The 24663-nt window shown below is 56.2% G+C and carries 27 protein-coding genes; 13 read left to right on the forward strand and 14 right to left on the reverse strand.

Annotated features, from left to right (window positions below; all coding sequences use genetic code 11):
• Window positions 1–21 precede the first annotated feature (21 nt).
• Window positions 22–834 (forward strand): pyrroline-5-carboxylate reductase, encoded by an 813-nt coding sequence (locus tag I3V23_05915; protein ID QPI86496.1) that lies wholly within the window; start codon window positions 22–24, stop codon window positions 832–834.
• Between the two features lie 2 nt (window positions 835–836).
• Window positions 837–1175, forward strand: coding sequence for a tRNA-binding protein (locus I3V23_05920; protein QPI86710.1), 339 nt, complete (start codon window positions 837–839; stop codon window positions 1173–1175).
• Here I3V23_05920 and I3V23_05925 read toward each other — a convergent pair.
• The gene (locus I3V23_05925) at window positions 1167–1757 is read right to left on the reverse strand and encodes a thymidine kinase (protein QPI86497.1); all 591 of its coding nucleotides are present in this window, start codon (window positions 1755–1757) and stop codon (window positions 1167–1169) included. The genes I3V23_05920 and I3V23_05925 overlap by 9 nt on opposite strands.
• Before the next feature lie 141 nt (window positions 1758–1898).
• Between I3V23_05925 and I3V23_05930 the strand changes: the two genes are divergently transcribed.
• Window positions 1899–2345, forward strand: a complete 447-nt coding sequence (locus I3V23_05930) for a YHS domain protein (protein ID QPI86498.1) — start codon at window positions 1899–1901, stop codon at window positions 2343–2345.
• A gap of 8 nt (window positions 2346–2353) precedes the next feature.
• Here the strand turns inward: I3V23_05930 and carB are convergent, their stop codons facing one another.
• From carB to I3V23_05950, 4 genes are all read right to left on the reverse strand, one after another.
• The gene (gene carB, locus I3V23_05935; protein QPI86499.1) at window positions 2354–5683 is read right to left on the reverse strand and encodes a carbamoyl-phosphate synthase large subunit; all 3330 of its coding nucleotides are present in this window, start codon (window positions 5681–5683) and stop codon (window positions 2354–2356) included.
• A gap of 175 nt (window positions 5684–5858) precedes the next feature.
• Window positions 5859–6935 carry a 5-(carboxyamino)imidazole ribonucleotide synthase gene (locus I3V23_05940; GenBank protein QPI86500.1) on the reverse strand — a complete coding sequence of 359 codons (1077 nt, stop codon included), beginning with the start codon at window positions 6933–6935 and terminating at the stop codon, window positions 5859–5861.
• Window positions 6925–7416: a 5-(carboxyamino)imidazole ribonucleotide mutase gene (purE, locus tag I3V23_05945; GenBank protein ID QPI86501.1), complete on the reverse strand. Its 492-nt coding sequence runs from the start codon at window positions 7414–7416 to the stop codon at window positions 6925–6927. The genes I3V23_05940 and purE overlap by 11 nt, the downstream gene beginning before the upstream one ends.
• 59 nt (window positions 7417–7475) lie before the next feature.
• Window positions 7476–7694, reverse strand: a complete 219-nt coding sequence (locus tag I3V23_05950; GenBank protein QPI86502.1) for a DUF465 domain-containing protein — start codon at window positions 7692–7694, stop codon at window positions 7476–7478.
• A gap of 205 nt (window positions 7695–7899) precedes the next feature.
• On the opposite strand from I3V23_05950, the gene I3V23_05955 reads away from it, so the two are divergent.
• The gene (locus I3V23_05955) at window positions 7900–8355 is read left to right on the forward strand and encodes an Hsp20 family protein (protein ID QPI86503.1); all 456 of its coding nucleotides are present in this window, start codon (window positions 7900–7902) and stop codon (window positions 8353–8355) included.
• Window positions 8352–8579, forward strand: a complete 228-nt coding sequence (locus I3V23_05960) for a DUF1150 family protein (protein ID QPI86504.1) — start codon at window positions 8352–8354, stop codon at window positions 8577–8579. The genes I3V23_05955 and I3V23_05960 overlap by 4 nt, the downstream gene beginning before the upstream one ends.
• 91 nt (window positions 8580–8670) lie before the next feature.
• Here I3V23_05960 and groL read toward each other — a convergent pair whose 3' ends face one another.
• The gene (gene groL / locus I3V23_05965) at window positions 8671–10314 is read right to left on the reverse strand and encodes a chaperonin GroEL (protein ID QPI86505.1); all 1644 of its coding nucleotides are present in this window, start codon (window positions 10312–10314) and stop codon (window positions 8671–8673) included.
• A 53-nt stretch (window positions 10315–10367) separates the two neighbouring features.
• Window positions 10368–10655, reverse strand: a complete 288-nt coding sequence (gene groES / locus I3V23_05970; GenBank protein ID QPI86506.1) for a co-chaperone GroES — start codon at window positions 10653–10655, stop codon at window positions 10368–10370.
• A 272-nt stretch (window positions 10656–10927) separates the two neighbouring features.
• Between groES and I3V23_05975 the strand changes: the two genes are divergently transcribed.
• From I3V23_05975 to I3V23_06000, 6 genes are all read left to right on the forward strand, one after another.
• Complete coding sequence (locus I3V23_05975) at window positions 10928–11851, forward strand: manganese-dependent inorganic pyrophosphatase (GenBank protein ID QPI86507.1); 924 nt, start codon at window positions 10928–10930, stop codon at window positions 11849–11851.
• Window positions 11852–11961: 110 nt separating this feature from the next.
• Complete coding sequence (locus tag I3V23_05980; GenBank protein ID QPI86508.1) at window positions 11962–12852, forward strand: TIGR01459 family HAD-type hydrolase; 891 nt, start codon at window positions 11962–11964, stop codon at window positions 12850–12852.
• Between the two features lie 124 nt (window positions 12853–12976).
• Complete coding sequence (locus tag I3V23_05985) at window positions 12977–13429, forward strand: MaoC family dehydratase (protein QPI86509.1); 453 nt, start codon at window positions 12977–12979, stop codon at window positions 13427–13429.
• A 71-nt stretch (window positions 13430–13500) separates the two neighbouring features.
• On the forward strand, window positions 13501–14427 hold the full coding sequence (locus I3V23_05990) for a bifunctional riboflavin kinase/FAD synthetase (protein ID QPI86711.1): 927 nt from the start codon (window positions 13501–13503) through the stop codon (window positions 14425–14427).
• Complete coding sequence (locus I3V23_05995; GenBank protein QPI86510.1) at window positions 14424–14876, forward strand: YcgN family cysteine cluster protein; 453 nt, start codon at window positions 14424–14426, stop codon at window positions 14874–14876. The genes I3V23_05990 and I3V23_05995 overlap by 4 nt, the downstream gene beginning before the upstream one ends.
• Window positions 14873–15928 carry a low specificity L-threonine aldolase gene (locus I3V23_06000; protein ID QPI86511.1) on the forward strand — a complete coding sequence of 352 codons (1056 nt, stop codon included), beginning with the start codon at window positions 14873–14875 and terminating at the stop codon, window positions 15926–15928. The genes I3V23_05995 and I3V23_06000 overlap by 4 nt, the downstream gene beginning before the upstream one ends.
• Here I3V23_06000 and I3V23_06005 read toward each other — a convergent pair.
• Window positions 15925–16524 carry a 2-hydroxychromene-2-carboxylate isomerase gene (locus tag I3V23_06005; protein QPI86512.1) on the reverse strand — a complete coding sequence of 200 codons (600 nt, stop codon included), beginning with the start codon at window positions 16522–16524 and terminating at the stop codon, window positions 15925–15927. The genes I3V23_06000 and I3V23_06005 overlap by 4 nt on opposite strands.
• 104 nt (window positions 16525–16628) lie before the next feature.
• On the opposite strand from I3V23_06005, the gene I3V23_06010 reads away from it, so the two are divergent.
• Complete coding sequence (locus tag I3V23_06010) at window positions 16629–17657, forward strand: ribose-phosphate pyrophosphokinase (GenBank protein ID QPI86513.1); 1029 nt, start codon at window positions 16629–16631, stop codon at window positions 17655–17657.
• Between the two features lie 106 nt (window positions 17658–17763).
• Here the strand turns inward: I3V23_06010 and I3V23_06015 are convergent, their stop codons facing one another.
• The 6 genes from I3V23_06015 to I3V23_06040 form a co-directional block, all read right to left on the reverse strand.
• The gene (locus tag I3V23_06015) at window positions 17764–18180 is read right to left on the reverse strand and encodes a F0F1 ATP synthase subunit epsilon (GenBank protein ID QPI86514.1); all 417 of its coding nucleotides are present in this window, start codon (window positions 18178–18180) and stop codon (window positions 17764–17766) included.
• A gap of 12 nt (window positions 18181–18192) precedes the next feature.
• Complete coding sequence (gene atpD / locus I3V23_06020) at window positions 18193–19617, reverse strand: F0F1 ATP synthase subunit beta (protein ID QPI86515.1); 1425 nt, start codon at window positions 19615–19617, stop codon at window positions 18193–18195.
• Between the two features lie 18 nt (window positions 19618–19635).
• Window positions 19636–20514: a F0F1 ATP synthase subunit gamma gene (locus tag I3V23_06025; protein ID QPI86516.1), complete on the reverse strand. Its 879-nt coding sequence runs from the start codon at window positions 20512–20514 to the stop codon at window positions 19636–19638.
• Window positions 20515–20526: 12 nt separating this feature from the next.
• Complete coding sequence (locus tag I3V23_06030) at window positions 20527–22065, reverse strand: F0F1 ATP synthase subunit alpha (protein QPI86517.1); 1539 nt, start codon at window positions 22063–22065, stop codon at window positions 20527–20529.
• Entirely contained in the window at window positions 22065–22625 is a 561-nt protein-coding gene (locus I3V23_06035; protein ID QPI86518.1) for a F0F1 ATP synthase subunit delta, read from the reverse strand. The genes I3V23_06030 and I3V23_06035 overlap by 1 nt, the downstream gene beginning before the upstream one ends.
• Before the next feature lie 296 nt (window positions 22626–22921).
• Window positions 22922–23710, reverse strand: coding sequence for a hypothetical protein (locus tag I3V23_06040; GenBank protein QPI86519.1), 789 nt, complete (start codon window positions 23708–23710; stop codon window positions 22922–22924).
• Window positions 23711–23773: 63 nt separating this feature from the next.
• Between I3V23_06040 and gloB the strand changes: the two genes are divergently transcribed.
• Window positions 23774–24562: a hydroxyacylglutathione hydrolase gene (gene gloB / locus I3V23_06045; protein QPI86520.1), complete on the forward strand. Its 789-nt coding sequence runs from the start codon at window positions 23774–23776 to the stop codon at window positions 24560–24562.
• Window positions 24563–24663 lie beyond the last annotated feature (101 nt).

Below are 24663 nucleotides of genomic sequence, written 5' to 3' on the forward strand. Positions count from 1 at the left end.
AACCGCAACAGGGGATGAGTGATGACGTATGACGATATTGCCGCGCGCGGCATGGTGATTTTCGGCTGTGGGAAAATGGGCTCTGCAATGTTGGCAGGGTGGCTTGCACGAGGAATACCACCTGCCTGCGTGACCGTAATTGACCCGCACCCCTCTGATTGGCTCAAGGCTGCGGGGGTAAATCTCAACACGCCCCTGCCCGCAAATGCCGCTGTGGCCATTATCGCGGTAAAACCGCAGATGATGGGCGAAGCTTTACCCAATCTTGCGGCGCATATGGGCCGTGAGACATTGGTGATCTCTGTGGCGGCAGGCACACCAATCGCCAGATTTGAAGCCGAATTTGGCGCATCCACCAAAATTATCCGCGCTATGCCCAACACCCCCGCCGCAATCGGGCGAGGGATCACCGCGCTTATTGGCAACGGGCAATGCAGCCAAGCCGATCTTGCGCTTGGCGAAACCCTGTTATCTGCGGTCGGTCAGGTGGTGCGTCTTGAAACGGAAGATCAGATTGACGCTGTGACAGGCGTCTCGGGCTCTGGCCCTGCTTATGTATTCTATATGATTGACTGTCTCGCTGCTGCCGCGCGCGCCGAAGGCCTGCCTGACGCGATGGCGATGGAATTGGCAAAGGCCACAGTCGCGGGCGCAGGGGCCTTGGCCCGAGAGGCCAGCGAAAGCCCAGAACAATTGCGCATCAACGTGACATCGCCCAATGGCACCACGCAGGCGGGGCTAGAGGTTTTGATGGATGAGACAAGCGGCCTCGCCCCCCTCATCCGCGAAACAGTCAAGGCTGCGGCGGCGCGATCCCGCGCGCTGAAAGGATAAGCCTGATGGAAACCGATTTTGAAACATTCCTGAAGGTCGACATTCGCGTGGGGCGCGTCACCCGCGCCGAGCCCTTTCCCGAGGCCCGCAAACCTGCAATCAAGTTATGGGTGGATTATGGGCCAGAGATTGGGGTCAAAAAAAGCTCGGCCCAAATCACCGCGCATTATGCGCCCGAGGCATTGGTGGGCAAGCTTGTTATGGGGGTGGTGAATTTCCCACCCCGCCAGATCGGCCCCTTCATGTCCGAGGCGCTTGTGCTTGGATTTCATGATGCGGGCGGGGATGTGGTTTTGGCCGTGCCCGACAAGGATGCGCCCCTTGGCGCGCGACTATGCTGACGGGCTATCGCCGACCGCTTCGCGCCAGTGACGGCGGCACAAGCTGACATAGGTTTCATTGCCGCCGATTTGCACCTGCTCCCCCGATTTGGCAACGCTGCCATCAGGAGATTTTCGCACCACCATCGTGGCTTTGCGCCCGCAATGGCAAATCGTTCTGATCTCACGCAAATCATCCGCCAAGGCCAAAAGCGCGGCGGAGCCTTCGAATAATTCACCACGGAAATCGACCCGAAGGCCGTAGGTCATCACGGGCAGCCCCAAATCATCAGCCACGCGCGCCAATTCCCAGACCTGTGCCTTTGTGAGGAACTGCGCTTCATCCAGAAAGACGCAATCAATCGGCTGCGCTCTGTGCGCCGTCTCGATAAGCGCGAACAAGTCCGTATCAGGGGCAAAGGTTACGGCCTCTTTCGACAGCCCAATGCGGCTTGCAATAAGGCCTTGGCCTGCGCGCGTATCGTGATGCGCCGTCAGCAGAAATGGGGTCTGGCCGCGTTCGCTATAATTATGGGCCGCTTGCAAAAGCAGGGTCGACTTGCCCGCATTCATAGTCGAAAAATTGAAATATAGCTTGGCCATGGCGCGCCCTGTTGTTCCTTTGTCGCCATATGCCAATAGATGCGCCCGCCTTGCAAGCGCGCCCTCTCACGCGAAGTTCAAAACCCGTGATCTAAAAACAGGCTATACCCAAGCCAAGTTTTGGCAACAGGAGCACCCACTATGATCACCCGCCGCGCAGTCATAAAGTCAGGCTTAGCACTGCCGCTCGTCACACAGCCTCTGCTTGCTCAGGCCGTCTTCCAACGTGATGGCGTGGCTTTGCGGGGATATGATCCTGTGGCCTATTTCACCAATAGCGCCGCCACCAAAGGTGCGGCAGACTTCGCCGCGCACTGGGACAACGCCATATGGCATTTTGCATCAGCAGCCAACCGCGCGCAATTCTTGAACAGCCCCGAAGCCTTTGCCCCGCAATATGGGGGCTATTGCGCTTGGGCCGTGTCGCAAGGTTACACGGCCCCGATTGACCCTGATGCATGGCGCATTGTTGACGGAAAATTATACCTCAACGCCAACCGGCGCATTCAACGCCGTTGGGAACAGGATGTTGCGGGGCATATTGCCCGCGCAGACGCCAATTGGCCAAACCTCCGCGCGGGGCTGTAACTAGGGCTTTACCCCTGCAGCGAACGCACCGCCAATTCACCCTCACGTGCGGCTTTCATGGCCAAGGCTGCCGCATGGCTGCCTGCAAGCGTGGTGTAATAGGGAATCTTGTCATAGAGCGCGACTGTGCGCATCGAGCGGCTGTCTTCCACCGCTTGCGCGCCTTCGGTCGTGTTCAAGACCAGATCAACCATCCCGTCCTTCATCATATCGACAATCGTGCGCCCACCTTCATAGGCCTTGTTGACCACATCAGATGAAATCCCGTGATCGGCCAAGAATTTCGCCGTGCCTGAGGTGGCCAAAATCTTGAGGCCCAAATCGGTCAAGGTTTGCGCAGTCTCCACCAAGAGCGGCGATTTATCCGCATCTTTGATCGACAAGAACACTGTGCCTGCCGTTGGCAAAACAGTTCCCGCGCCAAGCTGCGCCTTGAGGAAGGCACGCGCAAAGCTGCGATCCCACCCCATAACCTCGCCCGTTGACCGCATTTCTGGCCCAAGCAGCGTATCCACGCCAGGGAAACGGGCAAAGGGCAGCACCGCTTCCTTGACCGAGAACCACGGCGTGCGGAAATCTGACAGGCTCATCGGATCGCCCATCGGGATAGACGCGTTATCATCCACAGGTTGATGAGGCGCGGCCTTGGGGAAAACCGAAAGTTTCTCTCCCGCCATCAAGCGCGCTGCGATAGAGGCAATTGCGCTATCCGTGGCCTTGGCCACAAAGGGCACAGTGCGCGAAGCGCGTGGATTGACCTCAATCAAATAGATATCATCGCCTTTGACCGCGAATTGAACATTCATCAAACCAACCACATTGAGCGCGCGCGCCAGTGCCTCGGTCTGGCGGGTGATCTCTGCGATAATCGCATCGCTAAGCGTATGAGGCGGCAAAGAACAGGCACTGTCGCCCGAATGCACGCCCGCCTCCTCAATATGCTGCATAATGCCCGCGACATGAACCGCGTCACCATCGCACAGCGCATCCACATCAACCTCGGTCGCGCCATCAAGATAGCTGTCAAGAAGCACAGGGCTGTCGCCAGACACCACCACAGCCTCTGCGATATAGCGGTTAAGCTGTGCCGTATCGCGCACGATCTCCATTGCGCGCCCCCCCAGAACGTAAGAGGGGCGGATCACCAAAGGATACCCCAAGGCCTCAGCCGCGGCTTTTGCTTCCTCGTCAGAATGGGCAATCGCATTTTCGGGCTGCTTAAGCTCGAGCTTTTGAACAAGCTGCTGGAACCGCTCGCGATCCTCCGCCAAATCAATCGCATCGGGCGATGTGCCAAGGATTGGGATACCTGCCTCATGCAGCGCGTTGGCCAATTTCAGCGGGGTCTGACCGCCAAATTGCACGATAACCCCATGCAATGTGCCTGCGTCCTGCTCCACGCGCAGAATTTCCATCACATGCTCGTAGGTGAGAGGCTCGAAATACAGGCGGTCGGATGTATCGTAATCTGTTGAAACCGTCTCTGGGTTGCAGTTGATCATGATGGTTTCATAGCCTTGCGCGGTCAGCGCAAAACACGCGTGGCAGCAGCAATAATCAAATTCGATCCCCTGCCCAATGCGGTTTGGCCCGCCGCCCAAAATCACAACTTTTTTTGCATCCGAGGGACGCGCCTCGCATTCCACATCGCCCATCGCAGGGGCCTCATAGGTGGAATACATATAGGGGGTCTGCGCCTCAAACTCGGCCGCGCAGGTGTCGATCCGCTTAAATGCGGCAACAATCCCTGCACTGGTGCGATCAGCCCGCACAGAGGCCTCGCTGCGGCCCGTCAGTGTCGCCAAACGCGCATCGGTGAAGCCCATCATCTTGATCTTGCGCAAGGCATCCGCCTCGCGCGGCAGGCCATTGGTGCGAATATCTTCCTCGACATCCACGATCTCGCGAATGCGGGCCAAGAACCATGGATCAAATTTGGTGACATGACCGATCTCATCATTGGTCAGACCATGGCGCATGGCTTGGGCGATCACACGCAGACGATCAGGCGTCTGCAGGCTGAGCGCCTTCGTGATGGCGGCCTTATCAGGCGCGCCGGCAATCTCGATCTCGTCAAAGCCAGACAGACCCGTCTCAAGACTGGCCAAGGCTTTTTGCAAACTTTCGTGGAAGCTGCGGCCAATGGCCATTGCCTCGCCAACGGATTTCATCGCCGTGGTCAATTCAGGCTTAGAGCCGGGGAATTTCTCAAAAGCAAAGCGTGGAATCTTGGTGACAACATAATCGATGCTTGGCTCAAAGCTGGCCGGGGTGACACGGGTGATGTCATTGTCCAACTCATCCAATGTGTAACCTACGGCCAATTTCGCCGCGATTTTCGCAATCGGGAACCCCGTGGCCTTAGAGGCAAGCGCCGATGAACGCGACACGCGCGGGTTCATCTCGATCACCACCATCCGCCCATCGGCAGGGTTAATCGCCCACTGCACGTTGGAGCCGCCCGTCTCAACGCCAATTTCGCGCAATACAGCAATCGAGCCGTTGCGCATGATCTGGTATTCTTTATCGGTCAGGGTCAACGCGGGCGCGACTGTGATACTGTCGCCCGTATGCACACCCATCGGATCTACGTTTTCGATGGAACAGACGATGATCGCGTTATCCGCTTTGTCGCGGACGACCTCCATCTCGTATTCTTTCCAACCAAGCAGCGATTCATCGACCAAAATCTGCGCCACGGGCGAGGCCTCAAGCCCAGAACGGCAGTAATACTCATATTCTTCGCGGTTATACGCCACACCGCCGCCTGTGCCGCCCAAGGTAAAGGCGGGGCGAATGATGGCGGGCAGACCGATGTCTTCCAAGGCCTCCATCGCATCGCGCAGACCTGCGGCGATGTCGAATTTGCCGTTCTCTTTTTTCGGCGCCGCAACGATCGTGGCGCGCGGGTTTTCAAGGCCAATACGTTCCATCGCCTCGCGGAACAGCTTGCGGTCTTCGGCCATTTCAATCGCAGGGCGCTTTGCCCCAATCATCTCGACCCCGAATTTCTCCAACACACCCGCTTCTTCAAGTGAGAGAGCGGTGTTCAGACCCGTCTGGCCGCCCATGGTGGGCAACAGCGCATCGGGGCGCTCTTTTTCGATGATCTTTGCTACAACATCGGGGGTGATTGGCTCGATATAGGTGGCATCGGCCAATTCTGGATCGGTCATAATGGTCGCGGGGTTAGAATTGACCAGAATAACGCGATATCCTTCTTCGCGTAGGGCCTTACAGGCTTGTGCGCCCGAATAGTCAAATTCGCAGGCTTGCCCAATGACGATTGGCCCCGCGCCGATGATCATGATGGAGCGGATATCGGTTCTTTTGGGCATCGGATAACCTCGGTATTGGCTGCGGGCCTACAAACGGCGAAACATCAGGGTGCGACCGCGCACGCAAAGGCGCGCTTCGAGAGCGGTGCAAATTGATGGCGTTATAGTCAAGCGAGAGCGCGGCGCAAGGGCAGAAGCGCGGCAAAATTTCCTACACCCTTCCCAAGAGGCAGGATCACGCTGGGCCTGTCACTCGATTAACATGGCCCATCTTACGGCCTGCACGGGTTTCAGCCTTACCATATAGGTGGATTTGAACGCCTTTTGTCTCGGCCATTTCAGCCGCGCGCGCCACATCATCACCGATGAGATTCTCCATCACAACATTCGCGTGACGGCTGCCATCCCCTAAAGGCCAGCCAGTGATGGCCCGGATATGCTGCTCGAACTGATCGACTGCGCAGCCTGCTTGCGTCCAATGGCCAGAGTTATGCACCCGTGGTGCAATCTCATTGACGACCAAGCCCTCAGGCGTGACGAACAGCTCGACCCCCATGACACCCACATAATCCAAAGCCGTGACAATTTTTGAGGCCAGCAAAACTGCATCAGCGCGCAGCATGGCAGGCAAGTCAGCAGGGATAGTGGTGGTTGCAAGAATGCCATCGCGGTGGATGTTTTCACCTGGATCATAGGCCGAGACACGGCCATCGCGCCCGCGCGCAATGATCACCGAAACCTCTCGGCTAAACTTTACAAAGCCCTCGGAAATTGCAGGCGCCCCATTGAGACTAGCATAAGCGGCATCCGCCTCGGACGCGGCCATAACCCGCGCTTGCCCCTTGCCGTCATACCCAAAACGGCGGGTCTTGAGGATCGCGGGACAGCCCGTTTTTTCAAGCGCCTGCGCCACGCCCTCGGCCGCATCAATCGCACAATATGGCGCGGTTTTCAGACCAAGACTGTTGAGAAAATCCTTCTCCACCAAGCGATCCTGAGACACTTCAAGCGCCGTGCGTGCAGGAAAGAGCGGGCGCGTATCTTCGAGCAGGGCCAAGGCCGCGCTTGGGATATTTTCAAATTCAAAGGTCAACACATCGCAAGACAGCGCAAAGGCCTTGAGCGCCTCATGATCATCATATCCCGCTTGCGTCACGGATATTGCCACATCACCCGCAGGGGGCTGTGCGCCTGGTTCGAAAATCCGAACTTTATATCCAAGGCGTGCTGCGGCCATAGCAAGCATACGCCCCAATTGACCGCCCCCCAAAATACCAATCACGCTGCCATTGGGCAGAACCTCATGCGTCATCTTGAGGTTCCTCGGGGATCGAAGCGGAGAGATCGGCGCGCCATTGATCCAGACGCGCGGCAAGATCTGCGTCATGCACGGCCAAAATGGCCGCCGCCATCAGCCCGGCATTGGCCGCCCCCGCAGCGCCAATCGCCATGGTCGCGACAGGAAATCCGCGCGGCATTTGCAAAATCGAATAAAGCGAATCAACCCCAGACAAGGCCTTGGTTTGCACGGGCACGCCGATGACGGGCACCCGCGTCTTTGACGCCATCATACCCGGCAAATGCGCGGCCCCACCTGCGCCTGCGATAATCACCTTCAAGCCACGGCTTGCGGCGGTTTTACCATAGTCCCACAGCCGATCAGGTGTGCGATGCGCAGAAACGATTTTGGTTTCGTAAGGAACGCCCAACGCGTCAAGCATTTCGGCGGCTTCGCGCATGGTGGGCCAATCAGACTGGCTGCCCATGATGATGCCAATTTCGATATCCGCCATGGGGAGGATCCTTTGCAATAAGCCTTGTGAGAGGGGCGCACTATAGCGAGATCAAACCGCTATGCAATGATGTCAGGGGTGAGTTCATCCTCAATGCGGGTGATCGCATCTTTGAGGGACAACTTCTGCTTTTTCAGACGACGCAGCGTCAATTGATCAGGGCTTGGCCGTGTCTCAAGGGCGGCAATCGCCTCGTCCAAATCCCGATGCTCGCGCTTAAGCACCTCCAAGCGGATGCGCAGCACGTCTTCGTGGCTCATTTCGGTCGGGGCGTTCATGGGGCGCTTATGTCTTTCTGAATCTGGGGTGGTGCCGCACCATACTGTGACATTGCACGCCACGCAAAGGAAATGGCGCGCCTGCGTGCGCCAGATGCAAACAGGGCTTGCAGGGGGACTGGGCAGGCCCCATATTTACCTCAGATCCAGTTGCCGAATTACGGGGCTGGCGCTTGCACAGATCGCTTATCAAAGGATGTGCCTTATGACGAAACTAACCCTAGGGACGCACCCGTTTCTGTTGGGCTTTGATCAACTCGAACGTTTGGTCGAACGCACTGTGAAATCTGGGAATGATGGTTACCCCCCCTATAATATCGAACAACGCGGCGACACGGCTTATCGCATCACTTTAGCGGTGGCAGGCTTTGCCGAAACAGATCTCTCAATCACAGAAGAAGATCGCCAATTGGTGATCCGTGGCCGCCAATCAGATGAGGATGCGGAGCGCATCTTTTTACATCGTGGGATTGCGGCGCGGCAATTTCAGCGCAGCTTTGTCTTGGCCGATGGGGTCGAGGTGACAGGCGCCACGATGGAGCATGGGCTGTTGCATATCGACCTGCATCGCCTGCAGCCCGATAGCGTTGTGCGCAAGATTGAGATTTCAAATTCTGGTGCAGCCTCAAAATCGCTGCAAACGAAAGGGGGAAGATCATGACCAATCCCGAACACCCAAAGAGCAAGTCCGAGCGGCCTATCGTTTATATCCGCCCCGTTGATGTGGCGAGCCTCCCTTCGGAGATCCGCGCCCAAGCGGGTGCGCGCGAACAACTTTACGCAATTGGAACCGAGGAAGGCACGCAATTGGCCCTCGTCAAAGATCGCGCCTTGGCCTTCGTTGTGGCGCGCCAAAATGATCTGACACCTGTAAGCGTCCATTAACACGCAACGGTTTCATTTAGCCCAAATGAAAAAAGGCCCGCATGACGCGGGCCTTTCTTTTGTCCAAAGCCACAGGGCCTTGGGGGCATGATTACATCATGCCGCCCATGCCGCCCATGCCGCCCATGTCAGGCATTGCAGGTGCGTCCTCTTTCTTTGGCTTGTCGGCCACCATTGCTTCGGTGGTGATCAAGAGGCCTGCAACAGAAGCTGCATCCTCAAGCGCAGTGCGCACCACTTTCGCAGGGTCGATCACACCGAATTTGAACATGTCGCCATATTCTTCGGTCTGAGCGTTGAAGCCAAACTTGACGTCTTTGGATTCGCGGATTTTGCCCGCAACAACCGCACCGTCAACGCCTGCGTTTTCCGCAATCTGGCGCAGTGGCGCTTCAAGCGCACGGCGCACGATGGCGATACCTGCGTCTTGATCCGCGTTTTCACCAGACAGGCCGTCCAGGGCTTTTGCACCTTGAACGAGGGCAACACCGCCGCCCACAACGATACCTTCTTGAACGGCAGCGCGGGTTGCGTTCAACGCGTCATCCACGCGGTCTTTGCGCTCTTTCACTTCGACTTCGCTCATGCCGCCGACTTTGATAACCGCAACACCACCTGCCAATTTGGCAACGCGCTCTTGCAGTTTTTCTTTGTCGTAATCGGAAGAGGTTTCTTCGATCTGCTGACGGATCTGCGAAACGCGTGCTTCGATTTCGGCCTTATCGCCTGCGCCGTCAACGATGGTGGTGTCGTCTTTCTTGATCATCACTTTCTTCGCGGAGCCGAGCATATCAAGCGTAACGCTTTCCAGCTTCATGCCGAGATCTTCGGAGATCACCTGACCACCGGTCAAAATGGCGATATCCTGAAGCATCGCTTTGCGGCGATCGCCAAAACCAGGTGCTTTCACCGCAGCGATTTTCAGACCGCCACGCAGCTTGTTGACCACGAGGGTCGCCAAGGCTTCGCCTTCTACATCTTCAGCGATGATCAGAAGAGGCTTCTGAGACTGGATCACAGACTCGAGCAGTGGAACCATTGGCTGCAAGGAAGACAATTTCTTCTCATGCAACAGGATCAAGCAGTCGTCCAACTCTGCAACCATTTTGTCAGGGTTGGTGACGAAGTAAGGCGAAAGGTAACCGCGGTCGAACTGCATGCCCTCTACGACCTCAACATCGGTCTCAAGGCCTTTGTTCTCTTCAACAGTGATCACGCCGTCATTGCCGACTTTCTGCATCGCGTCCGCGATCATGCGGCCGATTTGCGCCTCGCCATTTGCCGAGATCGTGCCGACCTGCGCAACCTCATCGGAATCTGCAACAGGGCGTGCAGATGCTTTGATGCTGTCGATGACTTTCGTCACTGCGCTGTCGATGCCGCGCTTCAGATCCATTGGGTTCATGCCCGCCGCAACCGACTTCATGCCTTCGCGCACAATGGCTTGGGCCAGAACAGTTGCAGTGGTGGTGCCGTCACCCGCTTCGTCATTGGTGCGCGATGCCACTTCTTTGACCATCTGCGCGCCCATGTTTTCGAACTTATCTTCCAGTTCGATTTCCTTCGCCACGGAAACACCATCTTTGGTGATGCGTGGTGCACCGAAGGATTTTTCAAGAACCACATTGCGGCCTTTTGGGCCGAGAGTCACCTTTACCGCATTGGCAAGGATGTTGACGCCTTTGAGCATACGGTCGCGGGCATCGGTATTGAATTTGACTTCCTTGGCAGCCATTTCAGGGCTCCTCCTTGGATGAAATCAGGTTAAAAATTCGATCAGGAACGGTCTCAGGCGATGATGCCGAGAATGTCCGATTCCTTCATGATCAGCAGTTCTTCGCCATCAACCGTGACTTCGGTGCCAGACCATTTGCCGAACAAGACGCGGTCGCCAGCTTTGACGCTCATTGCGATCAGCTCGCCCGAGTCCTTGCGTGCGCCTTCGCCAACGGAGACGATTTCGCCCTCTGCGGGTTTCTCTTTTGCGCTATCGGGGATGATCAGACCGCCTTTGGTCTTTTCGTCGCTCTCTACGCGGCGAACCAGCACGCGGTCATGCAGTGGTTTCAATGCCATCTGTCGAACACTCCTTAAGGTTCGTATGTTTCACTGTATTAGCACTCAGTCTATGCGAGTGCTAACGACAGGCAGATAGGCAGGGGATGCGGAGGTGTCAACGGGCCGCAGGCGGAAAATTTCGAAAAAAGTTTCTGCGCGCGAGAACCCTGCCGAAATTATGGAAATTAAAGCCTAAGCCGCGACAAATTCCCGCCTTTGCCCCCCGTGACATGGCCAAAGCCCTGCCCTATAAGGCGCGCGAGTTTTCACAAAAATAGATGGATAATGACATGAGCACCTTGGTCTTTGGCCACAAATCGCCAGACACAGATTCCACTGGCTCCCCGATTTTGTGGGCATGGTATCTTAATGAGGTGAAAGGCGTAGAGGCAGAAGCCGTTCTTTTGGGTGAGCCAAACACCGAAGCCGCCTTTGTTTTGCAGAAATGGGATTTGCCAAAACCGCGTCTTATTGACGATGTTGCAGAAGGTCAGGCGTGCGTTGTGGTCGACACCAACAACCCTGCAGAACTGCCTGCCTCAATCAACGCTGCCGATGTTCAGGCCATCATTGACCACCATAAACTGGTGGGCGGGCTTGAGACGAAAGGGCCGATTGATATCACCATCCGCCCCTTGGCCTGCACAGCGACCTTGATGATTGACCTGATGGGTGATGATGCGGCGAAAATGCCAAATTGGGCGAAAGGTGCTGCCTTGTCCTGCATCCTGTCTGATACGTTGGAATTCCGCTCCCCGACCACAACCGATCATGATCGCGCCGTGGCCGAAGGCCTCGCTGCTGATCTGGGCGTGTCTATCCCCGATTATGCTGCTGAAATGTTTGCGGCGAAATCTGATGTCTCGCGCTTTTCTGATGCAGAATTGCTGCGCATGGACAGCAAAACCTATGAGGTGGGGGGCAAGACCTTCCGTGTTTCCGTTCTGGAAACAACTGCGCCCGCAACGGTTTTGTCTCGCAAAGCAAGCCTGATGGACAGCATGATCACAGTCGCCAAAGAGGACGGCGCCGATCAGGTTTTGTTGTTTGTCATCGATATTTTGCGCGAAGAAGCCACGCTTTTGGTGCCAAACGATCTGGTGCGCCAAGTGGCCGAGAAAAGTTTTTCCACTGTTGTGGGCGATGCCGATCAGGTCGTGCTGCCAGGGATTGTGAGCCGCAAAAAGCAGATCATCCCGAACCTCGCGCTTTGATCAGATGAAAGTTTGATGAAAGGGCGGCCTGAGGGCCGCCCTTTTCCTTTTATCCCATCGCAGGGCGCGGTAAGAGAGGCGCGAAGAGCCTCAAAGAGAAAGCACGCCCCATGAGCCATAGCGCAGACGCCCCCGCGATCATCTCTCACCTCTCCGAGATTTCCGACCGCTATGACGCGCTTTTTTGCGACCTTTGGGGCTGCGTGCATAATGGCATCGCCCCTTTTCCTGACGCGATTGCGGCGCTGCAGGCCTTTCGCACCAAAGGGGGTGTTGTGGTTTTGGTCACCAATGCCCCACGTGCCCATGTCGAGATTGCCAAACAGTTGGATGCAATGGGGGTTCCCCGCGATGCATGGGACATGATCGCAACCTCTGGCGACAGCGCACGGGCGGCGATGCTAACGGGGGCAGTTGGCGAGAAGGTCTATTTCATTGGCGAGCCGCGCGATGACACATTTTTCGCACCGATGAAACTGATTGAAAACCCTGTAACCCTGACCAAGGTCGATGTGGCCGACGCCGAAGGGATTGTTTGCACAGGCCCGTTTGATCCCCATGCCGAACCTGATGTGCTGCGCCCGCAATTGCTTTTGGCGAAAACACGCGGGCTCAAGCTTCTCTGCGCAAACCCTGACATCGTGGTGGACCGTGGAGAAAGCCGCGAATATTGCGCTGGCGCAGTGGCGAAACTTTACACCGAGATGGGCGGCGAGAGCCTTTATTTCGGGAAGCCCCACCCCCCCATCTATGATCTGGCACGGCGGCGCTTGGTGCAAAATGGCCATGATATCAGTGACGAGCGAATCTTGGCCGTTGGAGATGGCATCTTTACCGATGTGCAGGGCGGGATTGGCGAAGGCATTGATACCCTGTTTATCACAGGCGGTTTGGCCCGCGAAGAAACAGCGACAACCGATCAGCCAAATCCAGAAAAACTTGCTCAATATCTGAAAGATAGCGGTCAAAATCCAACATTTAGCATTGGGTTCTTACGCTAATCGGGCAAATTGTCGCGCAACAAAATTACAACATTTGCGCGCCTGAGTTAATTTAATTGTTGCTGCATTGCAGAAATTTGCTATGGTCAGTTCCAAGCGAAGGGCATTTCTCTTGGAGACTGGAATGTTGGACACGAGTCATAACCTCCCCCGTGGGACGATCTGCATCGAAGATATCGAATTGGGGATGACGCGGCATTTGACCAAAACTGTCAGCGACCGCGATATTGAGCTTTTCGCAGAGGTCTCAACCGACCGAAACCCCGTTCATCTTGACGATGATTACGCCCGTGACACGATTTTTGAGGGGCGCATCGCCCATGGGATGCTAACCGCAGGGCTGATTTCAGCCGTTATCGGCGAACAACTGCCAGGGCATGGCACTGTTTACTTAGGTCAAACGCTGAAATTCATGGCACCCGTGCGCCCTGGTGATCAAGTGCGGGCCGAGGTGGAAGTGACCGCGATTGACCACGCGAAGCGCCGTGTGACCCTTGAGACGCGCTGCCTGATTGATGGCAAACCTGTCCTCAAAGGCGAAGCAGTCGTCCTCGCCCCGTCACGGAAATTCGATTAACCTCGCAGCGGCGCAGGATTTTTACCGACCCGATGCTTGCCCTAGATCGCGGGCTTGGATATTCGGGCAGTATGCGTATCGTTCGTGACCATCAATTTGTCCGACCCGAAAACCGTGGCGCCTCTGTGGCCATTGGGAATTTTGATGGTGTGCATCTGGGTCACGCGCATTGCATCGACCTTGCCCGCGGTCATGAGGCCCCTTTAGGGGTTTTGACCTTCGAGCCGCATCCGCGCGAATTCTTTAACCCTGACGCCCCGCCATTTCGGCTGATGAATGCCGAAGCCCGCGCCAATCGCCTTGAGAAAATGGGGGTGGAGATCCTCTATGAGCTGCCCTTCAATCGCACCCTTTCCGCACTTGATGCAGAAGATTTCATCCGCGAAGTGGTGGTTGAGGGGCTGGGTCTGAAGCATCTGGTCGTGGGTGCGGATTTCTGTTTTGGCAAAGGCCGCAAAGGCACAACCGATATGCTGCGCGCCTTCGGGGCGCGTTATGGGTTTGATGTGACCGTGGTCGATCTGCTGAATTCGGGCGGTGTGGCCGTGTCATCCACCGCTATCCGAGACGCGCTCAGCTCGGGTGATCCGCGCCAAGCCCGCGACATGCTTGGCCACTGGCACCGCATCGAAGGCCCCGTGATCCATGGCGAGAAACGGGGGCGCACATTGGGCTACCCGACCGCCAATATGTCATTGGATGGCCTGCACGTTCCCAAACTTGGCGTTTACGCAGTTTTGGTTGAATTGCGCAGCGGGCCATATGCGGGCCAGTATCACGGCGTGGCCAGTCTTGGCGTGCGGCCCATGTTCAATGGGCAAGAGCCAAATCTCGAAACCTTCATCTTTGATTTTTCGGGCGATATTTACGGCATGGATATGTCTGTCGGTCTGGTCGAGTTTCTGCGTGGTGAGGAGAAATTCGACAGCCTTGAGGCCTTGATCGCCCAAATGGATCGCGACAGCCAGATGGCGCGCGAGATCCTTGCTGCGTTATGACCAAGAAAGCCCCCTTTTGGAAACGCAAATCCTTGGCCGATATGACGGCACAAGAATGGGAAAGCCTCTGTGATGGGTGCGGGAAATGTTGTCTCAACAAGCTAGAAGATGCCGATACGGGTGAGGTGGCCCTGACACGGGTTGCATGTCGCCTGTTTGATGATGCAACCTGCCGATGCGGACAATATGAGATTAGAAAGACACTTGTGCCCGAGTGTATCCAATTGACCCCTGAGGGCATGAAGGATGTCGCCTATTTCATGCCTGAAACCTGCGCCTATAGATTGCTGCATGAGGGCAAGGATTTGTATTGGTGGCACCCTTTGGTGTCAAGGGATCCTGAAACTGTGCACCAAGCGGGGATTTCCGCGCGCGGGATCACGGTTGCCGAATTCGACATTCCAGAAGAAGACTGGGAAGATTACATTATCGAGGAGCCAGGATTATGAACTTTGCCTCCGACAATACAGGCCCCGCCCATCCAGATGTGATTGCGGCCATTACAGCGGCCAATGAGGGCTATGCTATGCCCTATGGCGCAGATGACGCCATGGCACGCGTGCGCCAATCCATCCGCGACCTGTTCGATGCCCCAGAGGCGGCGGTTTATCTCGTCAGCACGGGCACAGCCGCCAATGCTTTGGCCTTGTCGGTGATGGTGCAGCCGTGGCAGTCGATCTTCTGCCATCGCATCGCCCATATCGAAGAAGATGAATGCGGCGCACCTGAATTCTATGCCAATGGCGCGAAACTGGCCTTGGTCGAAGGCGAAGGGGGCAAGATGACCCCTGATGGCTTGGCGCAGACCATTGCACATACGGGCGACAAAGGTGTGCATGGCATGCAGCGCGGCCCTGTGAGCCTAACCAATATCACCGAAGTTGGCACCGCCTATAGCCTAAGCGAGATCAAGGCGCTCAGTGATGTTGCAAAATCCTATGACCTGCCCGTTCATCTTGATGGCGCGCGTTTTGCCAATGCCTGCGCGGCCCTTGGCTGCCGCCCTGCCGATATGACATGGAAAGCGGGTGTGGATGCAGTCAGTTTTGGCGGCACAAAGAACGGCTGCATGGGTGTTGAGGCCGTGATCCTGTTCGACCCGAAAAAGGCGTGGGAATTTGAATTGCGCCGCAAGCGTGGCGCACATCTATGGTCAAAGCACCGCTTTCTCTCGGCACAGATGGAGGCCTATACGCGTGATGATCTCTGGCTGCGATTGGCGCAATCCGCCAATGCGCGCATGGCAGAATTGCGCGCAGGTTTGGCGCAGATCGAGGGGGTGCATATCGCGCATGAACCTGCGGGCAATATGCTGTTTGCGCATCTGCCCCGTGCAGCCCATAAACGCGCTTTTGCGGCGGGGGCGCAATATTACCTCTTTCCCTTCAACGCCACGCTTGAGGGGCCAGAGGATGAGTTGATCCTCTGCCGCCTCGTCACCGATTGGTCATGCTCACAGAGCAAGGTTCAGGCTCTATTGGACTGCTTTAAGGCGGGCTAAAGCTTACCCTCTAAATGGAGCGCAAGATCGTCTAGGCGGTCTTGCCCCCAGAAATGCGTGGCCCCATCCACCACATAGAAGGGCGCGCCAAAAACACCTGCCTCAACCGCGGTTTCGAGATTGGCAGCATATTCTTCGGCCCCTGATAACAGCCCGCGATCTGCCAAGTTGGGGTCAAAGCCTGTCGCCGTCAGAGCAGCGCGGATCACATCATCCTCTGCAATGTTCTTTTCCTCGCGCCACACCGCGCGCGTTACCCCGTGAACCAGTTCGGCCAAATCCCCGCCACCTTCGTTTTGGGCGGCAATAATGGCATAAGATGAAGGCGCAGAATTGGTTGGGAAAAATGCAGGCTTCAGCGTAAGGGCAAGCCCCGTCTTTTTAGACTGGCGCTGCAGCTCTTGAAGGCGATAGGCCTGCCGTGCGGGGTGGCGTTCGGCGGGTGGTGTGCCGCCCGTGCGCGCAAAAAGGGCGATAATATCCAAAGGTCGATACCGAATTGTCGCCCCATGTGCGGCGGCAATCTCCTCAAGTCGCTTTCCCGCGAGATAGGTGTAGGGAGAGATGGTCGAGAAATAATAATCAATATGCGACATTTCGCGGATCCTTTTTGGCTTTGCGTCACGTTGGCCTGAGTGCTAGGGGGTGTCAACGCGCCAAATGGGGCGCGCCCTGCACAGATCAAGGACTTTGCGAAAAGATGAGCGCCTCAGACCCAAAACTGATTTCTGGTAACGCCAATCGCGAATTGGCCAAGACGATTGCAAAACGGATGTCGATGCATCGCGGCATGAAAGTCGGTCTTGTGGATGCCCGCGTGGAACGCTTCAACGACCAAGAAATTTTCGTAGAAGTTTACGAGAACGTGCGCGGCGAGGATATGTTCATCGTCCAACCCACATCGAAGCCTGCCAATGACAACTTGATGGAGCTGTTGATTATCGCTGACGCGCTGCGCCGCTCATCTGCTGCACGTATCACGGCGGTGATCCCCTATTTTGGATATGCCCGCCAAGACCGCCGCACCAAGGCGCGCACGCCAATCTCTGCGAAACTTGTAGCGAACCTGATTGCCGAAGGCGGCGTTGAGCGCGTATTGACCATGGATTTACACGCCGCACAGATCCAAGGCTTTTTCGATATCCCCGTGGACAACCTTTATGCGAGCCCGATTTTCGCGCTGGATATCTTGCATCAATTTGAGGGCAAGGTGGATGATGTCATGGTGATCTCGCCTGATGTTGGTGGCGTGGCGCGTGCGCGCGAACTTGCCACGCGTATTGGCGCGCCTTTGGCAATCGTGGACAAGCGCCGCGAAAAGCCAGGTGAGGTTGCTGAAATGACCGTGATCGGGAATGTCGAAGGCAAGCGATGCTTGATCGTGGATGATATGTGCGACACCGCTGGCACATTGTGCAAAGCGGCCGAAGTGTTGCTTGAACATGGTGCGACCGAAGTGCATGCCTATATCACCCACGGCGTGATGTCTGGCCCTGCGGTAGAGCGCGTGACCAAATCGGTTATGAAATCGTTGGTCTTGACCGACACGATCGAGCCAACCGAAGCTGTCAAAAACTGCCCCAATATTCGCATCGTTCCAACGGCGCCCATGTTTGCGCAGGCGATTTTGAACATTTGGAATGGCACAAGCGTCTCATCCCTGTTTGAGACGGAAACCCTCGTGCCGATCTATGAAGGGCTGTATCCCAACGGAATGTGGGGCCGCTAAGCGGCCACATTCTGGCATAACACACTCAACAGCGCGCCCATGAAAAAAGGCGCGCCTTTTTTATAGGCGCGCCTTTTCTAAATTGCGTCCTCAAGGGGACAGGGAATCACAGGTTGATGTGATCGCCCAATGCCACCATGTCAGACAGAAGCTTGGCCGCGTCATCCACGGGGCCAGGCTCGTTTTTGAATGTCTCTTTCGCAGTCTCATGTGCCTTGCGATACTCTTCCACCATTTCGGCATAGAGTTCTTTAGTCACTTCCGCGCGGGGCAATGCACGCTCTGCAAGAACAGTGACCTTATCGGCGCTGATCTCGGCAAAGCCACCCAGAACGATGTAATCGTCCTGACCGCCCGCATGGATGACCTGCAGCAAACCCGGACGCAGCGTGGTGATCGTAGGCGCGTGGTTTGCCATCGCCGTCATATCACCCCCTGCACCAGGGATTTGCACCTCGGTTGCATCTAACGAGGCCAAGCGGCGCTCGGGAGAGACGAGGTCAAATTTGAACGCTTCGGCCATTCGGCCCTCCTATCAGGCTGCTTCTGCTGCCAGACGCTCGGCCTTGGCTTTCACGTCTTCGATACCGCCCACCATGTAGAACGCGGCTTCTGGCAGGTGGTCATATTCGCCTGCAACAACCGCCTTAAAGGAGGCAATCGTGTCTTCCAATGGAACCTGAATACCATCAGAGCCAGTGAAGACCTTCGCCACGTCAAATGGCTGCGACAAGAAACGCTGGATCTTACGTGCGCGAGACACTGTCAGCTTATCTTCTTCACTCAATTCGTCCATGCCGAGGATGGCGATGATGTCCTGCAGCGATTTGTAACGCTGAAGGATACCCTGAACGTCACGAGCCACGTTGTAATGCTCCTCACCAATGACAGCAGGGTCAAGCAGGCGCGAGGTCGAGTCGAGCGGGTCAACCGCAGGGTAGATGCCCAATTCCGAAATCGCACGGCTGAGAACCGTGGTTGCGTCAAGGTGCGCAAACGAGGTTGCAGGTGCAGGGTCGGTCAAGTCGTCCGCAGGAACGTAGATCGCCTGAACCGAAGTAATCGAACCAGCTTTGGTCGATGTAATCCGCTCCTGCAGCGCGCCCATGTCGGTCGCAAGTGTTGGCTGGTAGCCCACCGCAGAAGGAATACGGCCCAAAAGCGCCGACACCTCAGAACCCGCCTGCGTGAAGCGGAAGATGTTGTCCACGAAGAACAGAACGTCTGTGCCCGACTGGTCCCGGAACTGTTCCGCCAAGGTCAGACCCGTCAAAGCCACACGCGCGCGCGCCCCTGGAGGTTCGTTCATCTGGCCGTAGACCAAGGCCACTTGGCTTTCGCTCAACGCGTCTGGCTTGATAACGCCAGATTCGATCATCTCGTGGTAAAGGTCATTGCCTTCACGGGTGCGTTCACCCACGCCCGCGAACACCGAGAAGCCCGAGTGCACTTTTGCGATGTTGTTGATCAATTCCATGATGAGAACGGTTTTACCCACGCCCGCACCACCGAACAGACCAATTTTACCACCCTTCGCGTAAGGCGCGAGAAGGTCGATCACCTTGATACCTGTGACGAGGATTTCAGACTCGGTGGACTGTTCCGCGAACTCAGGCGCAGGCTGGTGAATGGCGCGGGTTTCATCCGCTTTCACAGGGCCTTTTTCGTCAATGGGCTCGCCCACAACGTTCATGATGCGGCCCAATGTGGCGTTGCCCACTGGAATGGTGATTGGCGCGCCCATATCGGTCACTTTCGCGCCGCGCACCAAACCCTCGGTTGCGTCCATCGCGATGGTGCGCACGGTGTTTTCACCCAAGTGCTGCGCCACTTCGAGGATCAGTTTCTTGCCATTGTTCTCGGTCTCAAGCGCGTTCAGGATCTCCGGCAGGTGATCTTCGAACTGCACGTCAACGACAGCGCCGATGACCTGAGTAATTTTGCCGACTGCTTGTGCCATGTCGTGTCTCCGGTTTCCTTAGAGCGCTTCCGCGCCCGAGATAATTTCAATCAATTCATTGGTGATCACAGCCTGACGCGAGCGGTTAAACTCAATCGTCAGTTTGTCGATCATGTCGCCTGCGTTGCGGGTTGCGTTATCCATTGCGGACATACGCGCCCCTTGCTCCGAGGCCCCATTTTCGAGAAGCGCTGTAAAAATCTGCGTTGTCACGCCAATGGGCAGCAGATCAGACAGGATTGCCTCTTCGGAAGGTTCATAGTCATAGGGCGTTTCTGCCCCAACATCTTCTGCAGCATCTTCAAAAACAGCAGGGATGATTTGCTGCGCAGTTGGGATCTGAGAAATCACCGACTGGAAGCGATTGTAGAAGATGGTGGCGACATCAAATTCGCCCGCATCAAAGCGTGCCATCACATCCTTTGCGATGGCTGCTGCGTTTTCGTAACCCACGCGCTTCACTTCCGAGAGGTCAACGTGACCAATCAAAAGGTTTGCATATTCGCGGCGCAGTTGTTCACGGCCTTTTTTGCCGACAGTCAAAACCTTCACAGTTTTGCCCTGTGCGGTCAGCTCGGCAATGCGCGCTTTTGCAAGACGCGCGATGGAGGAGTTAAAGCCCCCACACAAACCGCGCTCGGCTGTCATGACAACGAGCAGATGTGTCTGGTCTTGACCCGTCCCTGCCAAAAGGCGCGGGGCACTGTCCGACTCACCGACCGAAGCGGCCAGCCCGCCAATCACCGCTGCCATTTTCTCGGCATAAGGCCGCCCAGCTTCGGCTGCTTCCTGCGCACGGCGCAGTTTTGCAGCAGCCACCATCTGCATGGCCTTGGTGATCTTGCGGGTCGATTTGACCGACTCGATCCGTGTTTTCAGATCCTTGAGACTTGGCATAAACCCGTCCCCTTACGAGAAATCTGCGGCGAATTCTTCGATGACTGCCTTCAGTCGGTCGGCTGCATCACCTTTGATCTTTGGATCTTCATTGGTGATCCAATCGAGAACATCCTTGTGCTTCCCACGCAGATGCTGAAGCAGACCCTGCTCAAAGCGGCCAACTTCGCGCACGGCGATCTTGTCAAGGAAGCCAGAGATACCCGCGAAGATCACACAGACGATTTCTGCGTTGGTCAGCGGTGCATATTGTGCCTGCTTCATCAACTCGGTCAGACGCGCGCCGCGGTTCAGCAAACGCTGTGTCGCCGCATCAAGGTCAGACCCGAACTGCGCGAAGGCCGCCATTTCGCGATACTGCGCCAGTTCCAGTTTCACCGAACCTGCCACCGATTTCATCGCATTGGTTTGGGCCGAAGAGCCCACGCGAGACACGGACAGACCTGTGTTCACAGCAGGGCGAATACCCTGATAGAACAAGTCGGTTTCAAGGAAGATCTGGCCGTCTGTGATCGAGATCACGTTGGTCGGAATAAACGCCGAAACGTCACCGCCTTGGGTTTCAATCACGGGCAGAGCGGTCAAAGACCCTGCACCAAGATCTTCGTTCAGCTTCGCCGAACGCTCCAACAAACGAGAGTGGAGGTAGAAAACGTCACCAGGATAGGCTTCACGCCCTGGGGGACGGCGAAGCAGCAAGGACATCTGGCGGTAAGCAACAGCTTGCTTGGACAGATCATCATAGATGATCAGCGCATGCTTGCCGTTGTCACGGAAATACTCGGCCATAGCGGTCGCGGAATATGGCGCAAGGAACTGCATCGGGGCAGGGTCAGACGCGGTCGCGGCCACAACGATGGAATATTCAATCGCGCCTGTCTCTTCGAGCTTCTTCACCAACTGCGCCACAGTCGAACGCTTCTGGCCAACCGCAACATAGATGCAGTAAAGCTTCTTGCTTTCGTCTTTGCCAGCCGCTTCGTTATAGCTTTTCTGGTTCAGGATCGCGTCCAAAGCCACGGCAGTTTTGCCTGTCTGACGGTCGCCAATGATCAATTCGCGCTGACCACGGCCGATGGGGATCATCGCGTCAACAGCCTTGAGGCCTGTTGCCATAGGCTCATGAACAGATTTACGCGGGATAATGCCAGGCGCTTTGACGTCCGCAACGCGGCGCTCTTTCGACTTGATCGGGCCTTTGCCATCAAGTGGGTTGCCCAAGCCGTCTACAACGCGGCCAAGCAATTCTGGGCCAGCAGGAACGTCCACGATTGAATTCGTGCGCTTAACAGTGTCACCTTCTTTGATGTCACGGTCAGAGCCGAAGATCACGACACCTACGTTGTCGGCTTCAAGGTTGAGGGCCATGCCCATAATTCCACCTGGGAATTCGACCATTTCACCCGCTTGAACATTATCAAGCCCGTGAACGCGGGCGATCCCATCGCCAACACTCAGCACGCGGCCAACTTCGGCCACTTCTGCATCCTGACCGAAACTCTTGATCTGTTCCTTCAGGATCGCGGAAATCTCTGCAGCTTGGATCGCCATTATCCGACCTCTTTCATGGTGTTCTGGAGGGAGTTGAGCTTGGAGCGGATCGAGCTATCGATCATCTTCGAGCCAACCTTTACGATAAGACCGCCAATGAGGCTTTCATCAACGGTCGCATTCAAATTAATTTTCTTGCCCACGGAAGCTGACAAGGCTTTTGCCAGTTTATCCGCTTGGGTTTTGGTCAGGGCCTTGGCAGATACGACCTCTGCGGTCATCTCGCCACGGCTTTCTGCGATTTGGGCGCGCACGGCGCGCAGCACCATCGGCAGAACGAAGAGACGGCGCTTTTGCGCCATAACTTGCAGCGTGTTGGTTGCGACCATACCCAATTTCATCGCCTTGGCGACAGCGCCAACGGCAGCCTGAGACTCGTCACGGCGGTAGATCGGGGAGGAGATCAAATCGCGCAGGTCTGCGCTTGCGGCCAATGCGGCTTCGAGCGCGTCAACATCTTTGGCCAGCGCATCAATCGCTGCCGCCTCGGTGGCTAGGTCGAACATCGCGGTCGCGTAGCGCGCGGCGATGCCAGTTGAGATCGAAGCCGATTCGGACACGTCCACCCTTTCAACAATTTGGCTCGGGCAGCGTGAGGATCACGCCCGAGCAGTTCGTTCTTCGCGACTTGGAGATGCCGCCGTTCCTCAGATTTGGCGGTCGTTTAGCAGAGGGTTTAATTTGCTGCAACCGCCGATGGCGCAAACATGATTTTGACAAAATCCTTGTTTTTCAGAGGTTAACCAAATCTTTCTGCAGATGCGACGCTTTGAAGCTAAAAAAAAACGCGCCCATGGAGACGATTTTGCCCCTAATTTAGGCGCAAACGTCCCGAGTTGGCCTCTTTTGGCCCACCTTAGCGATTCTGCATCTGCGAAATAGAGGGGCCTTTTTGGCGGCGCACGCGGCCTGTTGCAGGGCTTGGAACACCATCAAGGATGCGCAAGGGATTGCGCATGCGTGCGGCGTGACCCCGTTTTGTAGGGGCAAAGACTTGCTTACTCGCTTCAACCATGATCACACCGCCTGCATAGTGCGAACTCATCCAGCGCCCCGCGCGTTCCATCATATCGGCAGACCTGAGCCAGAACCGCGCATGGCTTGGCGGCGCAAAAAGTGCGGCACGGTGACGTTCTGGCACAAAGCCATGGTGGCGCAATTGTGCCTCAAGCTGGCTGAGGCTGTAGGGCCGCCCATAGCCGAAGGGCGTGGCATCGCTGCGCGCCCACAAGCCACCGCGATTTGGCACAATGAACAAAGCCCGCCCCCCTGCGCCAAGCGCGCGGGCGGCTTCATCCAACAGCGCCGCAGGATCATCGCTTGTCTCAAGCCCATGCAGCATGACCAAGCGGTCTGCCATCCCCTCAGACAAGGGCCAACGCGCATCTTCGCACAGGGCCGCAACATTCGACATCCCAGCAGGCCAAGGCATCACCCCCTGCCCTTGCGGCATCAAGCCAATCACGCGGCGCGATTGATCGAGATACGGGCGCAACAGTGGAACAGCAAAGCCAAAGCCCACCACAGTCTGCCCACTTGCATTAGGCCAAAGTGACAACATCGCATCGCGCACAGCCTTTTGCGCAATTCGCCCCAATCGGGTGCGATAGTAAAATTGACGCAAATCAACGACATCAAGATGCATTGCAAAAGCCAGTCCGCTGCGATTGTCTGAGGCCATATGTGCCACGAAGCTGAGGAGATTGCCATGACCACCACCGCGCCCGTCACTGAAATTATGACAATCCCCTGCCTCAAGGACAATTATGCCTTTGCGTTGCATCTACGCGAAACGGGTCAAACCTTGATCGTAGACGTGCCAGAAGCCGCGCCCATTGTTGCCGAATGTGCGCGGCGCGGATGGGTGATTACAGACGTTCTCTTAACCCACCACCATTGGGATCATGTGGACGGCTTGCCCGATCTGCATGCGGCGACCGACAGCCCAATTCGCGTTTGGGGGGCCGCCGCAGATGCCCACCGACTGCCCGCGCTTGACCACGCGCTCTACGAAGGCGATGTCATGGAAATCGGGGCCTTGCGTGGCACGGTTTATGATGTGTCTGGCCATACTGTCGGGCACATCGCCGTTCATTTCCCACAGGCGGGCGTAATCTTTACCGCTGACAGCCTCATGGCGCTTGGCTGTGGTCGCCTGTTTGAGGGCACACCCGCTCAGATGTGGCAAAGCCTGTCAAAACTGACCGCACTTCCGCGTGATACGCTTGTCTGTTCGGGTCACGAATACACCCAATCAAATGCGCGGTTTGCCTTGACCATTGATCCCGAAAACAAGGCGCTCCAAGCTCGCGCCACCCGCATTGACGAGGCGCGCGCAAAAGGCTTGCCAACAGTGCCAAGCAGCCTTGGCATGGAATTGGACACAAACCCATTCCTGCGCGCCAATGATCCCCAAATCAAAGCACATTTAGGGATGACACAAGCCAGTGACGCAGAATGCTTTGCTGAGATCAGGCAGCGCAAAGATCACTTCTGATGGATTTTCACGCAAATTTGCGCCGATCACAGGTTTTTTTTCAAGTTTAGCTTGAAACTGGCAAAATAAAACCGAAGCTTAATACCATGAGGCTATGGCTA

It is taken from the genome of Rhodobacterales bacterium HKCCA1288, assembly GCA_015693905.1.
Classification (GTDB): Bacteria; Pseudomonadota; Alphaproteobacteria; order Rhodobacterales; family Rhodobacteraceae; genus M30B80.

Excerpts from the sequence above, each read along its gene's own strand:
- I3V23_05915 (QPI86496.1), top strand. The coding sequence starts at position 22 with ATGACGTATGACGATATTGCCGCGCGCGGCATGGTGATTTTCGGCTGT.
- I3V23_05925 (QPI86497.1), bottom strand. The coding sequence starts at position 1,757 with ATGGCCAAGCTATATTTCAATTTTTCGACTATGAATGCGGGCAAGTCG.
- I3V23_05930 (QPI86498.1), top strand. The coding sequence starts at position 1,899 with ATGATCACCCGCCGCGCAGTCATAAAGTCAGGCTTAGCACTGCCGCTC.
- carB (QPI86499.1), bottom strand. The coding sequence starts at position 5,683 with ATGCCCAAAAGAACCGATATCCGCTCCATCATGATCATCGGCGCGGGG.
- I3V23_05940 (QPI86500.1), bottom strand. The coding sequence starts at position 6,935 with ATGACGCATGAGGTTCTGCCCAATGGCAGCGTGATTGGTATTTTGGGG.
- purE (QPI86501.1), bottom strand. The coding sequence starts at position 7,416 with ATGGCGGATATCGAAATTGGCATCATCATGGGCAGCCAGTCTGATTGG.
- I3V23_05950 (QPI86502.1), bottom strand. The coding sequence starts at position 7,694 with ATGAACGCCCCGACCGAAATGAGCCACGAAGACGTGCTGCGCATCCGC.
- I3V23_05955 (QPI86503.1), top strand. The coding sequence starts at position 7,900 with ATGACGAAACTAACCCTAGGGACGCACCCGTTTCTGTTGGGCTTTGAT.
- I3V23_05960 (QPI86504.1), top strand. The coding sequence starts at position 8,352 with ATGACCAATCCCGAACACCCAAAGAGCAAGTCCGAGCGGCCTATCGTT.
- groL (QPI86505.1), bottom strand. The coding sequence starts at position 10,314 with ATGGCTGCCAAGGAAGTCAAATTCAATACCGATGCCCGCGACCGTATG.
- groES (QPI86506.1), bottom strand. The coding sequence starts at position 10,655 with ATGGCATTGAAACCACTGCATGACCGCGTGCTGGTTCGCCGCGTAGAG.
- I3V23_05975 (QPI86507.1), top strand. The coding sequence starts at position 10,928 with ATGAGCACCTTGGTCTTTGGCCACAAATCGCCAGACACAGATTCCACT.
- I3V23_05980 (QPI86508.1), top strand. The coding sequence starts at position 11,962 with ATGAGCCATAGCGCAGACGCCCCCGCGATCATCTCTCACCTCTCCGAG.
- I3V23_05985 (QPI86509.1), top strand. The coding sequence starts at position 12,977 with ATGTTGGACACGAGTCATAACCTCCCCCGTGGGACGATCTGCATCGAA.
- I3V23_05990 (QPI86711.1), top strand. The coding sequence starts at position 13,501 with ATGCGTATCGTTCGTGACCATCAATTTGTCCGACCCGAAAACCGTGGC.
- I3V23_05995 (QPI86510.1), top strand. The coding sequence starts at position 14,424 with ATGACCAAGAAAGCCCCCTTTTGGAAACGCAAATCCTTGGCCGATATG.
- I3V23_06000 (QPI86511.1), top strand. The coding sequence starts at position 14,873 with ATGAACTTTGCCTCCGACAATACAGGCCCCGCCCATCCAGATGTGATT.
- I3V23_06005 (QPI86512.1), bottom strand. The coding sequence starts at position 16,524 with ATGTCGCATATTGATTATTATTTCTCGACCATCTCTCCCTACACCTAT.
- I3V23_06010 (QPI86513.1), top strand. The coding sequence starts at position 16,629 with ATGAGCGCCTCAGACCCAAAACTGATTTCTGGTAACGCCAATCGCGAA.
- I3V23_06015 (QPI86514.1), bottom strand. The coding sequence starts at position 18,180 with ATGGCCGAAGCGTTCAAATTTGACCTCGTCTCTCCCGAGCGCCGCTTG.
- atpD (QPI86515.1), bottom strand. The coding sequence starts at position 19,617 with ATGGCACAAGCAGTCGGCAAAATTACTCAGGTCATCGGCGCTGTCGTT.
- I3V23_06025 (QPI86516.1), bottom strand. The coding sequence starts at position 20,514 with ATGCCAAGTCTCAAGGATCTGAAAACACGGATCGAGTCGGTCAAATCG.
- I3V23_06030 (QPI86517.1), bottom strand. The coding sequence starts at position 22,065 with ATGGCGATCCAAGCTGCAGAGATTTCCGCGATCCTGAAGGAACAGATC.
- I3V23_06040 (QPI86519.1), bottom strand. The coding sequence starts at position 23,710 with ATGCATCTTGATGTCGTTGATTTGCGTCAATTTTACTATCGCACCCGA.
- gloB (QPI86520.1), top strand. The coding sequence starts at position 23,774 with ATGACCACCACCGCGCCCGTCACTGAAATTATGACAATCCCCTGCCTC.